This window comes from Roseibium sp. ROS1 (genome assembly GCF_054658215.1).
Genome location: NZ_BAAGIG010000001.1, coordinates 498,544 through 521,481, shown reverse-complemented (window position 1 = coordinate 521,481; position 22,938 = coordinate 498,544). Strand labels below are relative to the sequence as shown.

The 22,938-nt window shown below is 59.9% G+C and carries 20 protein-coding genes; 16 read left to right on the top strand and 4 right to left on the bottom strand.

The genetic code is table 11. The features are described 5' to 3' along the window. Positions 1-226 precede the first annotated feature (226 nt). The 15 genes from ACYQ6M_RS02275 (at position 227) to ACYQ6M_RS02205 (ending at position 16,388) form a co-directional block, all read left to right on the top strand. Positions 227-940 (top strand): class I SAM-dependent methyltransferase, encoded by a 714-nt coding sequence (locus ACYQ6M_RS02275; RefSeq protein WP_460071888.1) that lies wholly within the window; start codon positions 227-229, stop codon positions 938-940. 136 nt (positions 941-1,076) lie between these two features. Beyond that, on the top strand, positions 1,077-2,153 hold the full coding sequence (locus ACYQ6M_RS02270; protein ID WP_023003168.1) for a GumC domain-containing protein: 1,077 nt from the start codon (positions 1,077-1,079) through the stop codon (positions 2,151-2,153). 11 nt (positions 2,154-2,164) lie between these two features. After that, positions 2,165-3,298 (top strand): hypothetical protein, encoded by a 1,134-nt coding sequence (locus ACYQ6M_RS02265; RefSeq protein WP_023003167.1) that lies wholly within the window; start codon positions 2,165-2,167, stop codon positions 3,296-3,298. Positions 3,299-3,307: 9 nt separating this feature from the next. Next, the gene (locus tag ACYQ6M_RS02260) at positions 3,308-5,257 is read left to right on the top strand and encodes an AAA family ATPase (RefSeq protein ID WP_152505655.1); all 1,950 of its coding nucleotides are present in this window, start codon (positions 3,308-3,310) and stop codon (positions 5,255-5,257) included. After that, the gene (locus tag ACYQ6M_RS02255) at positions 5,254-6,621 is read left to right on the top strand and encodes a DUF6638 family protein (protein ID WP_168692243.1); all 1,368 of its coding nucleotides are present in this window, start codon (positions 5,254-5,256) and stop codon (positions 6,619-6,621) included. Before ACYQ6M_RS02260 ends, ACYQ6M_RS02255 begins: the two co-directional genes overlap by 4 nt. Then, on the top strand, positions 6,618-7,286 hold the full coding sequence (locus ACYQ6M_RS02250; RefSeq protein ID WP_460071885.1) for a DUF1523 family protein: 669 nt from the start codon (positions 6,618-6,620) through the stop codon (positions 7,284-7,286). The genes ACYQ6M_RS02255 and ACYQ6M_RS02250 overlap by 4 nt, the downstream gene beginning before the upstream one ends. A 195-nt stretch (positions 7,287-7,481) precedes the next feature. Then, complete coding sequence (locus tag ACYQ6M_RS02245) at positions 7,482-8,162, top strand: HAD family hydrolase (RefSeq protein WP_460071883.1); 681 nt, start codon at positions 7,482-7,484, stop codon at positions 8,160-8,162. A gap of 1 nt (position 8,163) precedes the next feature. Beyond that, positions 8,164-9,120 (top strand): sugar-binding transcriptional regulator, encoded by a 957-nt coding sequence (locus tag ACYQ6M_RS02240; protein WP_460071881.1) that lies wholly within the window; start codon positions 8,164-8,166, stop codon positions 9,118-9,120. 164 nt (positions 9,121-9,284) lie between these two features. Beyond that, a complete protein-coding gene (locus ACYQ6M_RS02235) occupies positions 9,285-10,595 on the top strand; it encodes an ABC transporter substrate-binding protein (RefSeq protein WP_031270356.1) in 1,311 nt (436 codons plus the stop codon). 95 nt (positions 10,596-10,690) lie between these two features. Further along, complete coding sequence (locus ACYQ6M_RS02230) at positions 10,691-11,563, top strand: carbohydrate ABC transporter permease (protein WP_031270353.1); 873 nt, start codon at positions 10,691-10,693, stop codon at positions 11,561-11,563. A gap of 3 nt (positions 11,564-11,566) precedes the next feature. Next, positions 11,567-12,397, top strand: a complete 831-nt coding sequence (locus ACYQ6M_RS02225) for a carbohydrate ABC transporter permease (protein ID WP_023003159.1) — start codon at positions 11,567-11,569, stop codon at positions 12,395-12,397. A gap of 11 nt (positions 12,398-12,408) precedes the next feature. After that, positions 12,409-13,413, top strand: coding sequence for an ABC transporter ATP-binding protein (locus ACYQ6M_RS02220; RefSeq protein WP_055656185.1), 1,005 nt, complete (start codon positions 12,409-12,411; stop codon positions 13,411-13,413). Continuing rightward, a complete protein-coding gene (locus ACYQ6M_RS02215) occupies positions 13,410-14,183 on the top strand; it encodes an L-iditol 2-dehydrogenase (protein WP_062487354.1) in 774 nt (257 codons plus the stop codon). Before ACYQ6M_RS02220 ends, ACYQ6M_RS02215 begins: the two co-directional genes overlap by 4 nt. A gap of 3 nt (positions 14,184-14,186) precedes the next feature. Beyond that, on the top strand, positions 14,187-15,698 hold the full coding sequence (locus ACYQ6M_RS02210; RefSeq protein WP_460071878.1) for a mannitol dehydrogenase family protein: 1,512 nt from the start codon (positions 14,187-14,189) through the stop codon (positions 15,696-15,698). A gap of 150 nt (positions 15,699-15,848) precedes the next feature. Further along, on the top strand, positions 15,849-16,388 hold the full coding sequence (locus ACYQ6M_RS02205) for a TlpA family protein disulfide reductase (RefSeq protein ID WP_447238839.1): 540 nt from the start codon (positions 15,849-15,851) through the stop codon (positions 16,386-16,388). A gap of 31 nt (positions 16,389-16,419) precedes the next feature. Here the strand turns inward: ACYQ6M_RS02205 and ACYQ6M_RS02200 are convergent, their stop codons facing one another. From ACYQ6M_RS02200 to ACYQ6M_RS02185, 4 genes are read right to left on the bottom strand one after another with little or no spacing between them, the layout of a single operon-like run. Next, positions 16,420-17,247, bottom strand: a complete 828-nt coding sequence (locus ACYQ6M_RS02200; protein WP_460071875.1) for a heme ABC transporter ATP-binding protein — start codon at positions 17,245-17,247, stop codon at positions 16,420-16,422. Between the two features lie 9 nt (positions 17,248-17,256). After that, complete coding sequence (locus ACYQ6M_RS02195) at positions 17,257-18,399, bottom strand: FecCD family ABC transporter permease (protein WP_460071873.1); 1,143 nt, start codon at positions 18,397-18,399, stop codon at positions 17,257-17,259. Next, positions 18,399-19,298 carry a heme/hemin ABC transporter substrate-binding protein gene (locus ACYQ6M_RS02190; protein WP_460071871.1) on the bottom strand — a complete coding sequence of 300 codons (900 nt, stop codon included), beginning with the start codon at positions 19,296-19,298 and terminating at the stop codon, positions 18,399-18,401. Before ACYQ6M_RS02190 ends, ACYQ6M_RS02195 begins: the two co-directional genes overlap by 1 nt. Continuing rightward, positions 19,295-20,368, bottom strand: a complete 1,074-nt coding sequence (locus ACYQ6M_RS02185) for a hemin-degrading factor (RefSeq protein WP_460073174.1) — start codon at positions 20,366-20,368, stop codon at positions 19,295-19,297. Before ACYQ6M_RS02185 ends, ACYQ6M_RS02190 begins: the two co-directional genes overlap by 4 nt. 281 nt (positions 20,369-20,649) lie before the next feature. On the opposite strand from ACYQ6M_RS02185, the gene ACYQ6M_RS02180 reads away from it, so the two are divergent. Further along, positions 20,650-22,773: a TonB-dependent receptor domain-containing protein gene (locus tag ACYQ6M_RS02180; protein WP_460071869.1), complete on the top strand. Its 2,124-nt coding sequence runs from the start codon at positions 20,650-20,652 to the stop codon at positions 22,771-22,773. The last annotated feature ends 165 nt before the right edge of the window (positions 22,774-22,938 follow it).

The following is a 22,938-nucleotide window of genomic DNA, read 5'->3' as shown; positions in this document are numbered from 1 at the left end:
ATTTGACGGGGCTGTTGTTGTTGTTTTTGAAGATCAGGTCTGCGGAACAATGGCATAGCCGTTGACGGCGTGAAAGGTCAAAAGCTTTCAAATACGCCTTTGCCGCAGGTGCTGTTTCGCGGTAGTCCACATGCCCGGTCCTGTCCTGTTACGACAGGACAAACACCACGAACCGCGAGACCTGACACCTTCACACGGAACGTGTTGCGGGCAGACAGACAAGGCAATGAAGACAGCATCGGATCAGCAAAAAACAAACGTCCAGCGCCTTGGCGAGAAGATGGCGCTCGACCACGGATTTCTTGGCGTGCCGACCCAGACCTTCGATGAAGGTGGCAGACGTCAATTCGCAGAGCTCCTGCGCGAAGGCTTGTCGCCGGAAACGAGTGTGCTGGAAATCGGCTGCGGTTGTCTGCGGACCGCCTACTGGCTGATTCCCTTTCTTGGAGAGCAAAACTACTGCGGTATCGAACCGCACCGCGACAGGGTGCGTTGGGGACTTGATCTGTTGTTTGATGATCAGGTCCTTCGACAAAGACAGCCGCGTTTCGACCACAATGCCGAATTCGACCTGTCCGTGTTCGGTAAAAAGTTCGACATGGTTCTGGCGGGGTCCATCTGGACCCATTGCAGCAAGTCTCATATCCGCACGATGCTGGAGGGTTTTCTCCAGAACTCGAGCGAGAATGCGGTTTTCCTCGTTTCCTACCTCCCTGCGAAGTCCCTGGAAGAGGACTACAACGGCACAGCATGGGTCGGCACAAGCCATGTTTCCGATGAACCGGGGATCGTTCGCCACAGCAAGTCCTGGATCGACACCGAGTGCACCAGTCTTGGACTTCGTGTGGATTTTCTCGACCGGAAGGCCTTCGACGGACAACTCTGGCTGCGGGTACAACGGGCATCCAGCATCGGCTTTCTCGGCCGTCTTCAAGACTGAGCCGCTTCACGCCGTCCACGAAACACGCCGCAAGCATGTGGAACCATGACGTTTCGGCAAGCGCGTTGTAATTGTATTTCCAAGAAGACTTGCTAAATAAGAATCACTTTGAAAAAATTTTATCCGGAAGGGGCCCATGGCGGATTTCAGCGCTCAGATTGAAAAGTCGAAAAAGGAAGTTGCCGCCGCGAGGCAGAAAATCGACGAGCTGACCTCGAAGATCGAAACCGCGAAGTCCAAGCTGGACACCGGGCAGGACATTTCCATCGACATCGAGAACGCGTCCCTGGACGATGTTCACAAGCACACCGAGCTCATGGGCGCCAACATCGCCGAGCTCATCATGGGTCTTGACGATGTTACCGCGACCTTCTCCAAGGACTTCGATGCCATGCGCACGAAGACCGGATGGGAAAGCTTCATCGGCATATTTTCCAAGCAGCGCTCCGACAGCATCCGCCAGGAACGCATGCGCTCCGCCAGCATCGACGACAAGCTGCAGGACCTGATCACCAAGTCCAATGTCATCGGACAGCTGCTGCAGGAACAGCTCAACACGCTGAACGAACATTCCAAGCGTGTGGAAACCAACCTCAGCGAAACACTGAGCCAGCGCGAACAGACTGTCGGCACGCTGGAGGAAATCAAGGCCAAGCTTGTGGCCATGGATCCGGATGTGATTGCTCTGGAAAACAAGATTTCCGTGGAGACCGATGCCTCCGAGCGCACCAAGCTGGAGAGCCAGCTGGCGGAGATGAATGCCGAATACAACCGCCTGGCCCAGGAAGAGCAGGTCAAGCTGGCCGAGAGCCAGACGCTGGAACGCTACATCGAAAAGGGCAAGACCTGGGTCGACAGCCTTCAGAACCAGGCGGCCACCCAGATGGTGCTGATCAACAAGCTGCAGACGGACACAAAGCAGCGCGTCGTGCTCTACGATGCGCTTGTGAAATCCCTCAAGACGGCCCAGCAGCAGGATATTGCCCACAAGATCAACGAGATCGGCGTGGCCACCGACAAAGAAGCCCAGTCCGCGATGGCCGCCATCGGCTCCGCAACCAACCAGCGCATGGCCGACATGATGGAAGCCCATGAGGACCACATGGTGTTCGCGCGCAAGGTGCTGGAGGAAAAGGCCAAGTCGGACGAGCGTTTCGCGCGCCGGTTCCAGCAGATCGTCGAGAAGCACGACAAGAACACGTACGGGGCCTGAGGGTCTGAACCGTGGATCTGACCCTGGACCACAGAACCCTGGAAGAAGCGCATGAAACACGGCGCTACTTCGCCAAGTTCGAGCGGATCATCTCGCATTTGCAAGGGGTGGCGGAAAGCGTCATCAACGAGAACACCGCGCTCGCCTCGGAAATACCGGTTCTGAAAGAGTACCTGGAAGCGCTGTCGGGAACCTTCACGGCGCTTTCCTACAAATATCTGCTGGCGGGCCGCGTGTCGGACATGCTGCCCTCGCTTTTGAACATCGACCGTCAGGACAGCGGCTTCCCGATCTATCAGGAGCTGCTGCAGATGGCGAACGACGCCATGCAGGCGGACAAGCATTTACGGTCGCTGCCGGCAATGCGCGAACTCAAGCTGGAAATGGTCAACCATATCCTGCGTGAACAGTCCTCGCCGACCAACCTGCAGTTTGCCGCCTCGCAGCGCCAGTATTACGAAGAGCTCGCCAAGGGCGACCTGTTCTGGGCACGGAACGACCCACGTCTGGCCTGGATGGGCAATGTCGTCGACAACCGCCGCCTCTACAGGCTGCATTGGGCCGTCTATGACAGTCAACAGAACATTCCGCTGATCTACATTCTCGACCTGGAAGACAGCGGCAAGTGGCCTCTGGCCAAGGACGAGCGCCGTTGGCCGCGCGTCCAGAGCCATCTGACCGCGCAATCCTCCGCGTCCCTGAAGCTGGTGACAATCGCTCGCGGCTTCGACCGCGACTTCGATGACCTGCATCCCAAGCGCCTGCGCCGGTTCTTTCTGGGGCCGATGTACAGCCACACCTTTACCCAACAGTCCGGTCCGCTGCGCGACGTCCTGGCCGAAGCCGCCGGTCGTCCTGGAGAAGACTGGGCTCTGGCCTGGACGACCGAAACCCTGGTCGCCTCCGGCTCCGAGTTCGAATCCGCAGGCTTCTTTTCGTCGGTCGAGCGGCAGATCTACCAACTCGATCCGCTGTCGGCGCACAATCCGGCATCACAGGAAGTCGCAGGCCATACACACCAGCAGCGATCGCTGATCCTGCCGCAGCGGCCTTATCAAATTCTGGAAGAGCGAAACCCGCCGGGCTTTGCCAATATCCGCAAGTATGTCGTCAGCCCTTCGGGCAAGATCCTCAGTTACAAATAGGTTTTTCGCGTGACCCTTTCCAACGACCTCATGGAACTGAAAGAAGACAAGATCCGCGAGAAATACGCCTTTGCGGAAGCAATGCTCCAGGGCTTCGACCACACCCCGCGGATCGCCAAGAAGTCGGATGCGCCCGTTGCACAGGACCGTTCGCCCGGCCTTGGCGCCCGCCGGCGGTTCCGCTCCACGACGCCCGGCCTCGTCACTCGCTCCACGGCCCGTCCCGAAGGTGTGCAGCTTTCAAACCGCATTCTGGAATGCGACGACGATGCTCTGACCACCCCGCTTCAGGCGAGCGTTCTGCGGTCCCTGCGCCGGGCGCTGGCTGTCGCCCAGGTGGCGTCCGACCAGTTTGCCGACCAGACCGGCCTTGCCGAGCTAAAGCGCGCCAACCTTGCCGGAACGCTGGACGCCTCGCAGAAGATGCGGTTCCAGGATCTTCTGTCGGCAACGGCCATGATTGCGCTGCACGTCTTTGCCAACATGACGGACTTCCTCCTGTCGGGGCTCTCGGCCGAAACCGGTGAAACCGAAGTCCAGTGCGGCGACGTCGAGGAAATCCTTTTCGACAACGACCAGCTCGCCCTTCATGGTGTTCTCTGGGAGCTGGACCAGGAAATTGCCGCCGCCGCGATTGAAACCGATGCCCAGTTGATCGGCCTGGTGACGTCCTTCTGCGAACAGCTGATGGAAAAGGTGACACTTCGCGCGGAAGGCGTCAGCGTGCTGCAGGCATTCTCGGAAAGCCGTTACCGCGTGGAAGCGGACAATTTCGAGATTACCGGCTTCACGCCTTCCGCACGCGCGCACTCGACCACGCTCGCCATGGCGTTCAAGAAGCCGGAAGAAGTCGTCGGCAACCACATCGCCAAATACCAGGCGATGAAGCTTGCCAAGATGCTGATGGCCTACGATTTCGACCGCAAGCTCAACCCGTTCGCGGAACTCGGCGGCTTTATCTTCACCTTCATGGGCGACGGCAAGCCGGGCACCGGCAAGACAACCCTGATCCAGATGATGGCCGGCATGGTCAACGACTATTGCCAGGTCGCCGGCTATCCGTTCCGCTATCAGAACCTCTCCACGGAGAGCATCGACAGCTACCAGGGCAAGTCTGCCCAGAATGCCAAGGCCTTCATCCGCAATGTCACCGACCCGAATGTGATCGGTTTCGGCACCATCGACGACATAGACCAGCTTGCCGGCAAGCGCGGCGATCGCCAGTCCTCTGCCGGCCAGCTCGAAATTACTGCGGTCCTGATGGAGAGCTTTGCCGGTGCCAACACGGTGGTGCGCGGCAACTGCACGTTCGGCATGTTCTCCAACTATCCGGAGAACGTCGATGACGCCCTGCGCCAGCGCGCCGGTGCCCGCTTCCTGGTCGACGGCCCGCAAAGCCGCGAGGACTACATCGACATCCTGCATCTGCTGATGGGCAAGAACCACTCGATCCCAGTCGGCGACCATGATCTTTTCGAGGCCCAGGCTCTGAAGAAGGCTGTTGCGGCGTCCTACGAGCGTCACTCCCGGCCACAGGAAGATGCGCTGACGAAGGTGTTCGACAACGTGCGGGCTGAAATCGGTGACCTGGACACGATCGCCAAGCTCGGGACCTACCTGAAGGCCATCCAGCAAGCGGACGAACGTTTCACCGGCCGGGCGATCAAGAACATCACCGATGCCGTGAAAGTGCGGGCGATGGACTTCGAATTGCCGGATGCCTGGATGGAAGATCCGGAACTGTTCCTGTTCAAGGACTACGAGACCAAGAAGGCGATGATCGCCGACCTGGCGCAGCCGATCACCGTCGACATGGTCATCCAGGAAATCAACCGCTACGCGGACAGCGAATTCCGCTATGCGGACAAGTCGGACGAGGTTGCCATCGAGAATGCCGTGCGCGAGATGCAGCGCATGGAAGAAGCCAAGCGCCGCTACATGGAAATCACGCGCACATGATGAGGCTCGTCAAACATGGCTTGATGTTCGGCAACCTCTACGAGGTCTCCGCACCGTCCATGGTGGCCCGCTACAACCGCGCGCTGGAACACCTGACCGGCAAGCGAACGGCGCTCGAAGCCTTTCACGTCGATATCTCCGGATTTTCGCCGGAGATCGGCGACGAGCTGGACGACATCCACTACCTCAATCCGCACGGCTGCAACCGGCAGTTCATTCTGCTGTCGATCGAACAGAAGACCGCACCGCTGCTGAACGCGCGGTTCTCCACGTCGCGTTCGATCCTGAAACGCTTCATCGAGGACAATGAGGAACAGCTCTTTGCGCTGTCGATCCGCGATTGCGTCGTCGGTGAACTGGTCAACTCGATCTATTCCATCACCTCGCCGCAGGATCTGTTTTATATCAGGGCGATCGAGGTGGAGGCCGACACCGTCGGCGGGCATTCCGAAGCAGGTGATGAACTGGCCGACAAGATCGAAGCGTTCATGAGCGAGCCCGACGGCTGGTGGGACGATGTGCTGATCGCGGACATGATCGAGCTTTCCAAGCACACCGGCGACATCATCCGCACCCCCTTGGCGATCAGTTCGAAAAGCTATGAGCAGGGAAATTTCCATACCTCCCATTTCGGCGGCCTCTACATCTTTCGCGATGTGAAGGAAACCGCATGCATCGCCTCCAGGCGCATGGACATTGTCGTCGACCTGCCCGTGAAGCACCTCTTCAGCCTGGAAGACCGCTACGAGGTGGCCGATTTCCTCAATCGAAACCAGTTGGTGGAGCCTATTCTCGATGCAGGCGGCAGCGTCGCCAAGAGCCTTTTGAAACAGAAACTGGACTTCATCGTCATCGACACGGCCGCCAGCCAGGGCGAGGATCTGTCGGACGTCTCGCGGCGCGATCTGCGCGCTTTGAGACGCAAGTATCATCAGCAGCTACCCGCGGAATATCACGCCCTCAACGACATCGTGCACAGGCTGGAGCTGAAAGACGACAAGCTTTGGGTCGAACCGGAAAACGCAGCCTATTTCTACCTGCTTCGCTCGCGCAATCACCGCGACAAGAACCTGGTCAACATGCTGCTGGCCGAATTGACGCCGCTTGACTTCCGCCAGCTTTTCATTTGTCACAAGGACGCATTCTACGGTCATTACCGAAGCTGGAGCGAAGCCAAGAAGAACTACGCGGTCCAGTTCCTTGCGGAAGAATATATGGTCGACAAGGTCGGCACGCGGCTGGAGCTGTTCGGACCGGAGGCCGCCATGGCGGAAGAAGACCAGGCCGACTACGGCTTCGGCAGGAACATGGGGCCGTGGGGTGCAATCCCCGGAGAACAAGACGGCGAGGACGGCGCACAATGAAGTGGATCAAATGGATAATCGGCATTCCGCTCCTGCTGATCCTTGTCGCCTTCCTCCATTACACGTTGCCGGGACGTGATGTGGTTCGCATCGTCGGCACCGACGTCAAACGCATGGACATCGGCGCTTCGTCGCTCTTCTGGGCCGCCCCCGATGCAGGTACCAACAAGAACTGGACACGGGACGTCCGCTTCATCAACACGGTCTGGCCGAACGGCAAACCAAGGGTCTACCGCAACGAAGACACCGATTGGGGCTGGCCGCCCTATTTCAAGTTCGACAGCAGCAACATCACCGCCCAGGCGCAGGATCTGGCCAAGAAAAGCGATGATGTCTGGATCGCCGTCACCCACTATGGCTGGCGTGTGGAGCTGTTCACGATCTTTCCCAATGCCATCAGCATCGAGGTTGTCTCCGGGCCGGATGTCTTCCTGATCCCCTGGTTCAATATCCTGTTCGTCGTGGTGCTTGTCGCCCTCGCCTATCTGATCATCAAGACCGTCAACGCCTTCAAGAAACGCCGGATCGACCCGGTGGTCGACGGTATCGACGACTTCATGGACGATGTCGGCGATAGCGCCGAGCAGGCCCACGCCAGCGCCCATCGTCGCGCGAGCGAAGCCACGAGCGGCTTCCGCCGATGGCTGAAACGCTGGTTCGGTTGACGGGACCGGAACGGCGTGCCTCTCTGTCGACCGTGCTCTCTGCGCCGCCCTCATCCTGAGGAGGACCGCCAGGTCCGTCTCGAAGGACGGGCTTCATACTCCTGAGCAAGCGGACCATCCTTCGAGACGGCGCTTGCGCGCCTCCTCAGGATGAGGTCGTTCGTTTTAACTTTCCAATCGGCAGGAACCCCGAATTTGAATCAGCCAATCGACCTAGTCATCTTCGACTGCGACGGTGTTCTCATCGACAGCGAAGTCATCAGCGCGCGCATGCTGGTGGCAGAACTGGCGACGCGGAACGTCCACATCACCATGGACTACGTCGCTCACCATTTCCTGGGTCGAAGCTATCCGGTTGTCCTGCAGCAGATCCGCAAGGAATTCGGTGTCGACCTGCCGCCGGAATTCGAAACCGCCTACCGGGCAAGCCTTCTCAGCGCCTTTGAAGCGGAGCTCAGACCGATCGACGGCGTGCGGGAGGTGATCGAGAACCTTGGCGTGGACTATTGCCTTGCGACCAGTTCCAGCCCGCCGCGACTCGCCAGATCGCTGGAGATAACCGGGCTGACGGACCTCTTTGCCGGCCGGACCACCACGGCTTCCGAAGTCGCTCACGGCAAACCCGCGCCCGACCTGTTCCTCCTTGCGGCGGAAAAACATGGCGTCGCACCGGAGCGCTGCTTGGTGATCGAGGACAGCGAAAACGGCATCAAGGCAGGGCTTGCCGCCGGTATGGAAGTCTACCGATTCATTGGCGGTTCGCACCTTTCCGGCCTTCTGAATTCGGCCACTGCCACTGCGGGTGCCGCGCAACTGTTTGCATCTTTCGGCGAACTCTTTCAGCTTAGGCCGGATCTGAAGAACAACGGCAACTAAGATGAAACAGAAAATTCCTGCCGAGGCATCCCGTCTCGATGACGCCGCCCGCGCCGGCTGGTTATACTATGTTGCCGGCAACACCCAAGACGAGATCGCCCGCAAGCTCGGCGTATCCCGCCAATCGGCACAGCGGCTGGTTTCGCTTGCAGTCAGTGAACGACTGATCAAGGTGCGGCTCGACCACCCGATCGCCAACTGCATGGAACTGAGCACCCGCCTGACGGAACGCTTCGGACTGCAGAGCTGCGAAGTGGTTCCCAGCGACCCGGACGCCCCGTCCTCCACGGTCGGCATTGCCCAGGCGGCCGCCACCGAGATGGAACGTCATTTCCGCTCCCAGAAACCCAAGATCATCGCCTACGGCACGGGCCGCACCTTGCGCGCTTCGGTGGATCAGTTGCCGATGATGGACTGTCCACAGCACCGCATCGTCTCGCTTCTGGGCAACATGATGTCGGACGGCTCGGCCTCGGCCTACAACGTCATCATCCGGCTTGCCGACCGCATCAATGCCCGGCACTACCCGATGCCTCTGCCCGTCTTCGCCCGCTCCCGCGAGGAACTGCAACTGCTGCATAACCAGGAAGCGGTGCACAATATCCTCGATCTCATCCGGCAGGCGGACGTTACTTTCGTGGGTATCGGCAACATGGGACCGACTGCACCACTGACGGTCGACGGATTCGTCAGTCACGACGAAATGCGCGCACTGGAGAAAGCCGGTGCCATCGGCGAGATCACGAGCTGGGTCTACGACCGAAAAGGCGCGCTGGTCGAAGGACTTACCAATGACCTGGTAGCCAGTGCCCCCCTGCTGCCGGCCGGAGAGAAACCGGTTTACGGAATTGCGGCGGGCGACGGCAAGGTGCCGGCCATGCTGGGAGCGTTGAACGGCAAATTTGTCAATTGCCTGATCACCAACGAGACGACGGCTGAGCAATTGCTCAATCTCTGAGCGATTTCCCAATATAAATAACTATATGAATTCTAAAGGCTTTTCGCAGTGCAGCGAGAAGCCTTTTTTGTTTTAGGCGATTCACATCTTGACTCGGGGTGCGAATTGGAGCGAATATTTGCCCGCAAGAATGGCAAATGCCCAATCTCGCTTGGGAGGAAAATATGGCATTTCATACCCGTGCGCTCCTCAGCGCATGTGCAATGGCGGCTCTGTGCGCATCCGCATCTGCAGAAACAATCACCATCGCGACCGTGAACAACGGCGACATGATCCGCATGCAGGGTCTGACGAAGGACTTCACCGACAAGAACCCTGACATCGAAGTCAAATGGCTGACCATGGAGGAGAACGTTCTCCGCCAGCGCGTCACCACTGACGTCGCCACCAAGGGCGGCCAGTTCGACGTCATGACCATCGGCACCTATGAAGTTCCGATCTGGGGCAAGCAGGGCTGGCTCGTTTCCCTGAACGACCTGCCGGAAAGCTACGACGCGGACGACATCCTGCCGGCCATCCGTGGCGGCCTGACCGTCGACGGCGAGCTCTTTGCAGCACCGTTCTACGGCGAAAGCTCCATGGTCATGTACCGCAAGGACCTGATGGAAAAAGCCGGCCTGGAAATGCCGGAAGCCCCGACCTGGGACTTTATCGTCGAAGCCGCCAAGGCAATGACAGACAAGGAAAACGAAGTCTACGGCATCTGCCTGCGCGGCAAGGCCGGCTGGGGTGAAAACATGGCGTTCCTGACGGCCATGGCGAACTCTTACGGCGCACGCTGGTTCGACATGGACTGGAAGCCGCAGTTCGACACGCCGCAGTGGAAAGAAGCTCTTACCACCTATCTCGACGTGATGAACGAAGCAGGCCCTCCGGGCGCTTCTTCCAACGGCTTCAACGAAAACCTGGCCCTGTTCCAGACCGGCAAGTGCGGCATGTGGATCGACGCCACCGTGGCAGCCTCCTTCGTGACCAACCCGAAGGACAGCCAGGTTGCTGACAAGGTCGGCTTTGCTCTGGCACCGGACAAGGGTCTCGGCAAACGCGGTAACTGGCTCTGGGCATGGTCGCTGGCCATTCCGGCCGGCACCCAGAAGGAAGCTGCTGCGAAGAAGTTCATCGAGTGGGCGACTTCCAAGGAATACCTGGAGCTGGTTGCAGCCGAAGAAGGCTGGGCGAACGTCCCCCCGGGAACCCGTACGTCTCTCTATGAGAACCCGGAGTACCAGAAAGTTCCGTTCGCAAAGATGACGCTGGACAGCATCAACTCCGCTGATCCGCAGAATCCGACCGTCGATCCGGTTCCGTATGTCGGCGTGCAGTTCGTCGCCATTCCGGAATTCCAGGGCATGGCAACCGTTGTCGGCCAGGCATTCTCGGCAGCTCTTGCCGGCTCGATGGATGCGGACGCTGCACTGGCTGCTGCCCAGGCGACCGCTGAACGCGAAATGAAGAAGGCCGGTTACCTCAAGTAGAAGCCTTCGCGGACCGGCGGGTGCCTGCCCGTCCCGCCGGTCTCCTCCTTTCTGTTCCGCGTGAGCTCTGGCTCTGACCGAGCAAAGGTCGCATCATGGCTACCCAACATTCACGGGCGGCGGCCCGTTTGATGATCTCTCCGGCAGTTCTGCTGCTGCTGGGTTGGATGATCATCCCGCTCTCGATGACCCTCTATTTCTCTTTCCTGCGCTACAACCTGCTCATTCCGGGAATGGAAGAGTGGACCGGCTGGACCAACTACGAGTTCTTCCTCACCGATCCGGCTTTCTTTGCAGCGCTGAAGAACACCCTGCTGCTCGTTGGCGGCGTCCTTCTCATCACCATTGTCGGCGGCGTGCTGCTGGCCCTGCTGCTCGACCAGCCCTTCTGGGGCCAGGGGATCGTACGCATTCTGGTGATTGCCCCGTTCTTCGTCATGCCCACCGTCTCCGCGCTGGTGTGGAAGAACATGTTCATGAACCCGGTCAACGGCCTGTTCGCATACTTTGCGAAGTTTCTGGGGCTGCAACCGTTCGACTTTCTTTCGCATGCACCGCTGTTCTCGATCATCCTGATCGTCGCCTGGCAGTGGCTGCCCTTTGCGACGCTCATTCTGCTTACCGCCCTGCAATCGCTGGACAGCGAACAGCTGGAAGCGGCCGAAATGGACGGCGCCAATTTCCTGAACCGCTTCGTCTTCATCATGGTGCCGCACCTGGCGCGCTCGATCACGGTCGTGATCCTGATCCAGACGATCTTCCTGCTGTCGGTCTTCGCGGAAATTCTTGTCACCACCAATGGCGGTCCGGGCTATGCCTCGACCAACCTCACCTACCTGATCTACGCCCAGTCGCTGCTGCAGTTCGACGTCGGCGGCGGATCGGCCGGCGGTGTGGTCGCCATTATCCTCGCCAACATCGTTGCGATCTTCCTGATGCGGATGATCGGCAAGAACCTGGAGGCCTGACCCATGGCGCGCGCAGTCTCCAACCGCCGCAAGGCTCTCGTCACCGTATGTGCGTGGGCCGTCGGCATCGCCATCTTCTTCCCGATCCTGTGGACCGTGCTGACCAGCTTCAAGACGGAAGCGGAAGCCATTGCGTCTCCTCCTAGCTTCCTGTTTTTCGACTGGACGCTGGAAAACTACAGCACGGTCCAGGAGCGTTCGGACTATTTCCGGCACTTCTCCAACTCGGTCATCATTTCCTTCGGCTCCACCCTTCTGGGTCTGCTGATCGCGATACCGGCGGCCTGGTCAATGGCCTTCGTGCCGGGCAAGCGCACCAAGGACGTCCTGATGTGGATGCTGTCCACCAAGATGCTTCCGCCGGTGGGCGTGCTGATCCCGATCTATCTCCTGTTCCGGGATACCGGCCTCCTCGACACGCGTGTCGGCCTCGTGATGGTGCTTACCCTCATCAACTTGCCGATCATCGTCTGGATGCTGTTCACCTACTTCCGCGAAATTCCGGGCGAGATCCTGGAAGCCGCGCGGATGGACGGTGCGGAGCTGTGGTCCGAGATCATCTACGTGCTAACACCCATGGCGGTGCCCGGCATTGCCTCGACCCTGCTGCTGAACATCATCCTGTCCTGGAACGAAGCGTTCTGGACCTTGAACCTGACGGCGGTCGACGCCGCCCCCCTCACCGCTTTCATTGCCAGCTATTCCAGCCCGGAAGGCCTGTTCTACGCAAAACTGAGCGCTGCCTCGACGATGGCGATCGCCCCGATCCTCATCATCGGCTGGTTCAGCCAGAAGCAGCTCGTACGCGGCCTGACCTTCGGCGCGGTTAAATAGGAGACCTGAACATGGGTCAGATAACCCTCAAGCAGATTACCAAGAGCTTCGGCGACGTTCAGGTTATCCCGCCGCTGGACCTGCAGATCGACGACGGCGAGTTCGTGGTGTTCGTCGGTCCGTCCGGCTGCGGCAAGTCCACACTCCTGCGTCTCATTGCAGGCCTGGAGGATGTCTCTTCCGGTGACATCACCATCGACGGCAAGAACGCCACCGAAGTGCCGCCCGCAAAACGTGGCCTTGCCATGGTGTTCCAGTCCTACGCGCTCTATCCGCACATGTCGGTGCGCAAGAACATCGCCTTCCCCCTGCGCATGGCAGGCATCGACAAGGCTGCGCAGGACGCCAAGGTGACCGCCGCTGCCAAGGTGCTGAACCTGACGGATTACCTGGACCGTCGCCCGGGTCAGCTTTCCGGCGGTCAGCGCCAGCGTGTTGCCATCGGTCGTGCCATCGTGCGCGAACCGGCCGCCTTCCTGTTCGACGAACCCCTGTCAAACCTGGATGCGGCGCTGCGTGTCAACATGCGGCTCGAGATCTCCGAACTGCACCAGTCCCTCAAGACGACCATGATCTACGTGACCCACGACCAGGTGGAAGCCATGACCATGGCCGACAAGATCGTGGTGCTGCAGGCAGGCAAGATCGAGCAGGTCGGCTCGCCGCTGGAACTTTATCATACGCCGCGCAACAAGTTCGTGGCCGGTTTCATCGGCTCGCCGAAGATGAACTTCCTGATGGGATCCTTCGCCACTGAATACGATGCCGCCACGATCGGCATCCGCCCGGAGCATCTGACCGTCTCGCAAGGCGACGGCAAATGGGTCGGTAAGGTCGGTGTCTCGGAACATCTCGGATCCGACACCTTCCTCTACGTCGATATGGAAGGCGTCGACGAACCGATCACCGTGCGCTCGTCCGGTGAGATCGGGTTCCGTCATGGCGACACCGTTCACCTGACCCCGGCTCCTGACAAGATCCACCGCTTCGACAACCAGGGCCTGAGGATTGCATGAGCCGACTTGAAGGAAAATCCGCGCTGATCACGGGTTCGGCCCGGGGCATCGGCAAGGCCTTTGCCGCGCGGTTTGCAGAGGAAGGCGCCCGGGTGGCGATTGCCGATATCAACCTGGCCGGCGCAGAAGCGGCGGCCAGTGAAATCGGCCCGAATGCCTATGCCGTTCAGTTGGACGTTACCGACCAGTCGTCGATCGATGCTGCCATCGCCGCCGTGGAACAGAAGACCGGTGGGCTCGACATCCTGGTCAACAACGCGGCTCTGTTCGATCTGGCACCGATTGTCGAGATCACCCGCGACAGCTACCAGCGCCTGTTCGACATCAACGTTTCCGGAACCCTGTTCATGATGCAGGCCGCGGCAAAGTCGATGATCAGGCGTGGTCAGGGCGGCAAGATCATAAACATGGCCAGCCAGGCAGGCCGGCGCGGTGAAGCGCTGGTGGGCATCTATTGCGCCACCAAGGCAGCGGTCATCAGTCTGACCCAGTCGGCAGGTCTCAACCTGATCGAACACGGCATCAACGTGAATGCCATCGCCCCCGGCGTCGTCGACGGCGAGCACTGGGACCATGTGGATTCGATGTTCGCGAAATACGAAGGCCTGCAGCCCGGCGAAAAGAAGGCAGCGGTCGGAGCCGCGGTGCCTTTCGGCCGCATGGGCACCGCCGAAGATCTCACCGGCATGGCTGTTTTCCTGGCGTCGAAAGACGCGGATTACATCGTATCGCAGACTTACAACGTCGATGGCGGCAACTGGATGAGCTGACCAATGACCCAGAACCTAAGTGAAACTGTGCTCTCTTCTCTTCCCGAATCCGTCAAGGCACCGGCGTATCGCCGGTCGGACCTGACCCCCGGCATCCTTCACATCGGCGTCGGCAACTTCCATCGCGCGCATCAGGCCATCTACCTGAGTAAGCTGTTCGATCTCGGCGAAGGCCGTGACTGGGCCATCGTCGGCGCGGGCCTCAAGCCCTACGACAAGACCATGCGTGAACGCCTCCAAGCCCAGGACTGGCTGACGACTGTGGTCGAGCTCGACCCGGAAGGCCTCAGCGCTCAGGTCTGTGGCGCCATGATCGACTTCATCGACGTGGATCCCAAGGCATTGATCGCTCGCCTTGGCGAAGCCGATATCCGCATTGTCTCGCTGACGATCACCGAAGGCGGTTATTTCGTCGACCCGAACACCGGTGGCTTCGACGTCAATCATCCGGAAATCCAGGCGGATCTCGCCTCACCGGACGCGCCGCAGACCGTGTTCGGCGTGCTCGTTGCCGCCCTGCTGGCCCGCCGCGACAAAGGCCTTGAACCCTTTACCGTGATGTCTTGCGACAACCTGCCCGAAAACGGCCATATGGCGAAACAGGCCGTTGCCGGTTTCGCCAGGGCCTTGTCACTGGAAGCCGGAAGCTGGATTGCCGACAACGTCGCCTTTCCAAACGGCATGGTGGACTGCATCACCCCCGCGACCGGCGACCGCGAACGCGGCCTGGTTCAGGAACGCTTCGGCCTGACCGATGCGGCCCCTGTGGTCTGCGAACCCTTCCGCCAATGGGTGCTGGAGGATCATTTCCCGGCCGGTCGCCCGGCGCTGGAAAAGGTCGGCGTCGAATTCGTCGAGGACGTCGCTCCATACGAGCTGATGAAATTGCGCATTCTCAATGGCGGTCATGCGACCATCGCCTATCCGGGTGCGCTGCTGGGACATTACTTCGTCCATGACGCCATGGCCGATCCATTGATCTGCGCGTTCCTGAAAAAGCTGGAAGAAGACGAGATCCTGCCGACCGTTCCGGTAATTCCGGGGGTCAGCTTCGAGACCTATCTCACCACCGTGATGGACCGGTTCTCCAATCCGGCAGTGGGAGACACGATCCCCCGTCTCTGCCTTGACGGTTCCAACCGGCAGCCGAAGTTTATCCTGCCTTCTATCCAGGACCGCCTCGACAAGGGGCTGCCGGTGGCCGGCCTTGCCCTCGAAACGGCCCTTTGGTGCCGTTACTGCCTAGGCCACAACGAGGCTGGAGAACCGCATGTCATCGAGGACAACAACGCCGACATCCTGAAGGCCTGGGCACAGGGCGTTTACGCCGGCAAGCCGGCGCGCATCGAAATGCCGGAGCTCTTTGGAAGTCTCGCCTCCGACGAAACCTTCCTGAAGGCCTTCAGCTACGCCGCAGGCATGATCGCTGAAGATGGGGTGGCCGCAACGCTGAAAGCCTACCTCGACGGCCGCTTCGACAACGGCGCCGCTGCCCTCAAGGCGAACGTTCACTAGCAAACGAGGGATCACACTCGCGCCACCGTGTGCGCAATGTGATCCCATTTGCCTTTCAATTTGCCCTGTCCCGCTTACCTTGATGTCACTGACAGACGAGGATTTGACCTTCGCCTGCACGACGGAAAGCGGTAAGGCGGGATTACGGGCATGAGACAACTGAACAGACGGCACCTTCTGGCTGGCAGCGCGGCAATGGCATTGCTGCCGGGAACGGTGTTTGCGGCAGGCAACGACTTCTTCCGACTTGGCCTCGCCGAACCGGCCTTCGAAATCGAACCCAAACTCGACCTTCCCGATCTTGATGGCACCGTCCACACGCTTGCCGACTATTCCGGCAAGATCCTGCTCGTATCGTTCTGGGCGACATGGTGTCCGCCCTGCCGAAAGGAAATGCCGGGTCTGGCGCGTCTCAACCGGGAACTCGGTCCCGAAGGCTTTGCAGTGCTCGCCGTCAACGTCGGTGACCGGCAGGACCGGATCGAAGGTTTTCTGGATGAGATCGACCATGATGGCCTCACCGTCCTGATGGATACCGACAAGGCCATGCCGAGCACCTGGTTCCTGCGCGGTTTGCCGGTAACCTACGTCCTCGATGGCACCGGCAAGGTTGCCCTGGCCGCCATTGGCGACCGGGTGTGGGATTCAGAGGAAATGGTCTCCGCGCTGCGCAGTTTGAAGACCGCCTGATCACGTCGAACATCACCAGGGTGAAAGACCCTCAGCCGATGTCCATCGGCACGATCACAGGCCGTCCTCCACCCGGACGTGTCAGGATTTCCAGCGGAAAGTCATAGGCTTTCGACAACAACTCCGCCTGCATGACCTCGTCCCGCGCACCGAAGGCGAGACGGCGGCCACCCTGCATGACCAGCACCCGGTCGGCAAAGGCAGTGGTCAGGTTGAGGTCGTGCATCACGGCGACAACGCCGCCACCACGCTTGGCGTAATCGGCTGCAAGCTGCATGATCTGGACCTGGTGCTTGATGTCGAGACTGGAGACCGGTTCGTCCAGGAACAACCAATGCGGCAGGCCTTCTTGCGGAAGCGGGTCCCAGACCTGACACAACACCCGTGCGAGCTGCACCCGTTGCTGCTCGCCGCCGGACAGTTCCTGATAACTTCTCCCTTCGAACCCCGACAGGCCGACTTTCGCAAGGGCTTCGGCGATGCGCCGGGCACGGAAGCTCCGCTCCCGGCGGCTGGAGGTCAGGCCGAGACCGACCACTTCAGCCACGTTCAGCGGAAAGGAAATCCGGCTTGCCTGCGGCAGCACCCCGCGCATGGCGGCAAGCACTTCCGGTGACAGGCCACCAACCTCCAGCCCTGCCAGCGTTATCCCGCCGGAATAAGGCAGTTCACCGGTCATTGCCTTCATCAAGGTCGTCTTGCCGGAACCGCTTGGCCCGATGATCGCCAGCACTTCCCCAGCCTTTGCGTGAAAGGAAAGGTCCTGCACGATCCGGGTCTTGCCTGCCGAAACAGACACCTGCTCGACAACAAGATCGGGTGCCAGCGCCGTGCCATTTTCAATTGTCCTGTGCAACATGACTACACCCTAAAGACCTGTGAGGCCGCGCTTGCGCAGCAGGATCCAGAGGAAGAAAGGCGCACCGGCAAAGGCGGTGATAATACCGATGGGCATTTCCGCTGGTGCCACGATGGTGCGCGCCAGCGTATCGGCGGCTATCAGCAGGCAGGCGCCAAGAAGCGCTGCGGCCGGCAGCATGTAGCGATGGTCGGGACCGATTGTGAGACGAAGCAAATGCGGCACGACGATGCCGACAAACCCGATGCCGCCGCTGACAGCCACGGAGGCGCCGGTTGCCGCCGCCACCAGCAGGATGCTGAGGTTCTTGAGCCGCTGCACCTTGATGCCGATGTGCGAGGCGGCGGCTTCGCCAAGCGTCAGACCGTTGAGACCGCGTGCCAGAAACGGCACGCAGACCAGCATGGTGAGGATGATTGGCGCGGCGGAAGCAACCTTCTGCCAGTTGGATCCCGCGAGCGACCCAAGTCCCCAGAACTGCAGGTCGCGCAGTTCCTGGTCATCGGCCACATAGACCAATAGCCCTGTCATCGCACCGGTGAGCGCGCCGAGGGCAATGCCCGCCAGCAGCAATGTCGCAACTGACGTGATGCCTCCGCGCGTGCCGATTCTGTAAAGAAGCAGCGTCGTAACGAGGCCGCCCGCAAAGGCTGCCAGCGGGACCGCATAGATACCCAGAAGCGCCATCACCGGCGCCAGTACGGTATTTCCGAGAACGATGAACGCGGCAGCACCCAGACCTGCCCCCGCCGAAACGCCGACAATGCCCGGATCTGCAAGCGGATTTCGGAACAGCCCCTGCATCACCGCGCCGGACACCGCCAGGGCCGCGCCGATCAGCGCGCCCAGCGTAACCCGCGGCAGGCGAATATCCATGAGCACGATCCAGTCCCTTGCCGAAACGCCCTGTGGCGCGCCCTCTCCCGCTCCCGCGAAATATGACGGCACATGCGGCAGGAGCTCCAGAACCGGGATCGAGATCGGGCCGATGGCAAGGCTTCCCAGAACGACGAGACATGTCAGCACGGCGAGCAGCACAATTACGGCCCGCGCGAGCGGAGCCCTGTCTCCGCGCTGCAGGTCGGCAAGCCCAAGGAGAGAGGAAATCCGTCCGCTTCTGGCGGGCAAGGCCGTATCGCTCATCAGTGCCATCAGCTTGCCGTATCCGCCAGACGGGTCGACAATTCACGGACCGCTTCTGCGGTGCGCGGACCGAACCCCAGCAGGAGCTGCCCGTTCATGCGGACAAGTCGCCTGTTCTTCCCTGCCGGCGTTTGCGCCACGGCCGGATGATCGAATATCGCATCACTGCTCGTTGCGTCTTCGCCGTCGCCGTGGCGATCCATCATCAACACGACGTCCGGTGCCGCACTGACGATCGCCTCGTCGCTGAGGATCTTGTAGCCGGAAAAGCCGGACGTCGCGTTTTCAGCACCGGCAAGCGCAAGTATGCCGTTGGCGGCCGTATCCGATCCGGCGGCGAGGATACGCCCGCCTTTTGTCGACAGGACGAAGAGGACACGAACGCCAGACGTCCGGCTTTCAGCGGCACGTTGCGCCTCTGCCAGATCCTGTTCAAGCTTGCTGGCAAGAGCATCGGCCTTCGCCTCGACGCCGAGCACTTCACCAACGACACGCACCTTCTTGATGATGCCTTCGGCGGTATATGCCTCCGGCACATCCGCCATCGCCACACCGGACTTGCGCAACACGTCCACCGTTTCCTGCGGCCCGCTGCCTTCCAGCATCAGGATCAGCTCCGGGTTGACGGAGAGCACACCTTCCGGGGACAGCGCGCGCATGTACCCGACATCCGGCAGGCTTGCCGCTTCCGCCGGGAAGATGCTGGTGCTGTCGCGGGCAATCAGCCTCTTGTCTTCGCCCAGGGCGTAGACGATCTCCGTCACCGAACCGCCGATGGCAACAACATTGCTGCTGTCCGGACTGCCCGTGCCTTCCGCAAACAGTGGTTGGCCGGGCAGGACCAGGGCTGCGACGGTCAGCGCGACAGCCGCCGAGACGCCGGAAAAACGCGAAAGTGACCCGATCATTCCGCTGCTCCCAGCTTTACCGCCCGATCCAGTTTCGGCAGATTTTCGGCAAGGCCGCGCCAATCGGACCGTTCCTGGTTGCCCTCACCACGCACACCGAAGAACTGGATGATCTGCTGTCCGTCGCTGTCATAAGCTTCCACCGACGTGACATGGCCGACATCCGCCGGTTTGCGCACGGCCCAGACCTCGTGGATGTGGTCGGTCCGCAGATGCAGATGGAAGGTCGGGTCCATCACGTTGATCCATGGGCCCCGGTCCATCACCGTTGCCACCGCCCCGGAGTGGATCTGAATGCAACCGCGATTGCCGACAAAACACATGATCGGGATGTTTTCCGACGCTGCAAGGCGCAACAAGGCCGGCACCGCCCCACGATCGAGCGGCCAGGCCCAGGCATCGCCCGCCAGTTCAAAGGCGCTGACCCGGTCGAGGTCCAGATCCTTCAAAAGTCCGTGGAACTGATGCGGATCGGTCATCGCCTGCCAGCGGTCGCGCAGCACCGCTTCAGCTCCTTCGGATGCCTGTTTTCGGCTGAACGGTTTTGCATCGCTCACTTGCGGCAACACATCCGGCGTCTGGTCGTCCAGCACGAGCTTTTCAACCAGAGTGTTCCATGCATCCAGGTCCGTTTCCGCACGGGTGTGGATCTTCATCACCGCATCACCATGGGCATCGAAGAACTGCAGTGACCGGCGGATATCGTTGCCGTCAGCCTTTTCGACCGCAAAGCCATGCACCCAATTGGCCGGAAACATGCGCGTGTCGATCTGCTCGCCCAGCATCAGGGCCGCCCGCTTGCCGTTCACGAATTTCTCGAACGGTCCGATCTTCTCGTGCACTGCGCTCTCGTTGCGCGTCAGTGCCATGACCGTGCCGACGGTCTGCAACCCCGGAAACAGATCCTCGAAACGCGGCGCGATGCGGCGCACGCCATGCCCTACGAAGCTGGCGACCAGCTCCGCTTCCGTAATGCCGAGTATCTGCGCCAGATCCCGCTCCCGCATCTTCGGATTGTCCGCGCGTGCCGCCCGGATGTCGGCTGCGCTCTGCCTGGTTTCAGAGGAGATCTGATCGGCATTCATGAGTTCTGTCCCCAATCGCTATGGTCTTCCTGCAGCCCGCGCTCAGTTTCCCGCCTCTTCATCCCGTAACGTAAATTACTGAGATTATTAGGAATTTTTGAATCATTCCAAAGAGACGCTTTTCCTCGGCGACCGCAATCTAATACTTGACTCCTATATTCATGTTTCATTAGGAACACAATACCTGAGTCACTGACTCATGTTTAAAACGCTGTGTGAGAGGCAGCGAAAAGGACGCGAACAACGCGCACTCTTGGAGAATTTTTATGGGGCTCAAGAAGACCGGTAACACCCGCTTGATGGGTGGTGTTGCCCTTTGGGTTTTGGCTTTTAATTGCGGGGCGGCTGCACAGGATGCAGTAGCGGATGCAGCACCGGCGACACCCGTTGCCGGACAGGATCAACCGGTGTCGCAGCTACAACAGATCGTGGTCAGCGCCGGCGTGCCCAAAGTCGCGATCGACACTCCTCAGGCCGTCACCGTGCTGGACCAGGAAGCCATCGACGACCTGCAACCGCGCTCGATCGGAGACGTCTTCCAGGAGATCCCGGGCGTCACGCCGATCGGCAGTAACTCGATCCTCGGCGAAAGCATCAATATCCGCGGTATCGGTGAAGCCCTTTCCGGCGACGAGACCCGGATCATCATGCAGGTAGACGGGGTCAACAAGTTTTTCGAACAGTACCGGATGGGGTCGTTCTTCTCCGACCCGGAACTTTATAAACAGATCGAGGTCCTGCGCGGACCGGCATCATCAACCCTTTATGGCGCCGGCGCGATGGGGGGTGTGATCACCTTCACCACAAAGGATGCCAGCGATTTCCTCGATCCGGGTGACCTGATCGGCGGCCGGCTGAAAACCTCCTGGGATTCGAACGGCAACGGCTGGCTGGGCAGCGCGATCGTCGCGGCAGAACCGGTCAAGAACCTCGAGTTGCTCGGCGCCCTCAACTATCGGCAGTCTCAGGACATTACGGATGGCCAGGGCAACGAGGTCCCGGACACGGATTTCAGCTCCATCAACGGTCTGATCAAGGCTCGTTACACCTTCGGGGAAAATGAAGACCAGTCCGTTTTCGCAAGTTACCAGAACTGGTCGAGTGACGAGGACAACCAGAACTACGACCAGATTGCCTGGGAAAACACTTTTGGAGATGTAGACCGGACGGTAACCGACCAGACCGCCATCATTGGCTACGAGAACAGTTTTTCCGGCAACGACCTGCTTGATGTGAAGGCACAGGTCAGCTGGTCGGACACGCGGGTCGAGCAAAGCAACCAGGATCAGATCTGTTTCGGTCCATTTACCTGCACCTACCCTTTTGGCCTGAGTTCAGAATACTCTTATGAAACTTGGCAGGGAAATGTCGAGAACACGGCAACGCTGCAGTTGGGTGAAAACTGGGTGGCCTACGTCACGACGGGGCTAGACGCACAGTATCAGGAGCGCCTCAACCCACGCCATTTTGCCAACTACACTCAAACCGGTTCTTCCACCCATCCTGAAGGCGAGACAACGAATGTCGGCGGGTATGCTCAGGCCGAATTCGTGTGGAACGATCGCGTCACCCTCATTCCCGGCATGCGGATCGACTACAGCGACGTTTCGATCGGAAACTATGTGGACAGCAGAGGCAACGCCGTCGATTTCAACGAAGAACAAAGCAACGTCGGATATTCGCCGAAACTTGCTGCGATGGTCAAGGTGACCGATTGGTTCGGCGTTTTCGGCTCCTACGCGCACACCGAGCGCCTCCCCTCGCTTGATGAGGTCTTTAGCAACTACACCGTCAACGACATCCAAAAGGAGCTTTCGAACAACATCGAAGGCGGCATCACCCTTTCCTTTGACGATATTGCCCTGGATGGTGACGCGCTCCGGCTGAAGGGGACCGCTTTCCGCAACAGCATAACCAACTACTACGCGAGCTACTGGGACGGAACCACGGTCCAAACCGATATTATCCCGAATGCCAGGTACCACGGCCTGGAACTGGAAGCCTCCTACTACACCGATAACATTTACGGGACGCTTGGCGCATCCCTGATCCGGGGTAAGAACGTCACTACCGGCGACTACATGAATGCCGTCCCCGCCGACAGCGCCTTCCTCAAGATCGGCTACGTCTACCGTCCGTGGAACCTCGACTTCGGCTGGAAGGGCGATTTCTACGCCGCCCAGGACCGTGTGGGCGCCGACGAACAGGAAACCGCAGGCTATGTGCTGCATAACCTTTATGCGGCATGGAAACCGACCGACGGTTTCATGGCGGACAGTGAGGTCCGGTTCAACGTCGACAACGTGTTCGACAAGTCGTACCGGAACCACCTGAGTGAAGATGAAGGTGCAGGCCGCAGCTTCAAGCTGAGCTTCGCCAAGAAGTTCTGACCCATGACCCGCCGCCTGTCCCCGCGGGCGGCGGGTTTCAAGCCCGGTTGCGGCTGACGACTGCGCATCGAAAAGCGCGCTCTTTCCCTTCTGGAAACGCTTTCATCAAAGTGACATCGACACCCTGTATTCAGTCTTGGAAACGTTTCCAAGACTGAAGGAGCC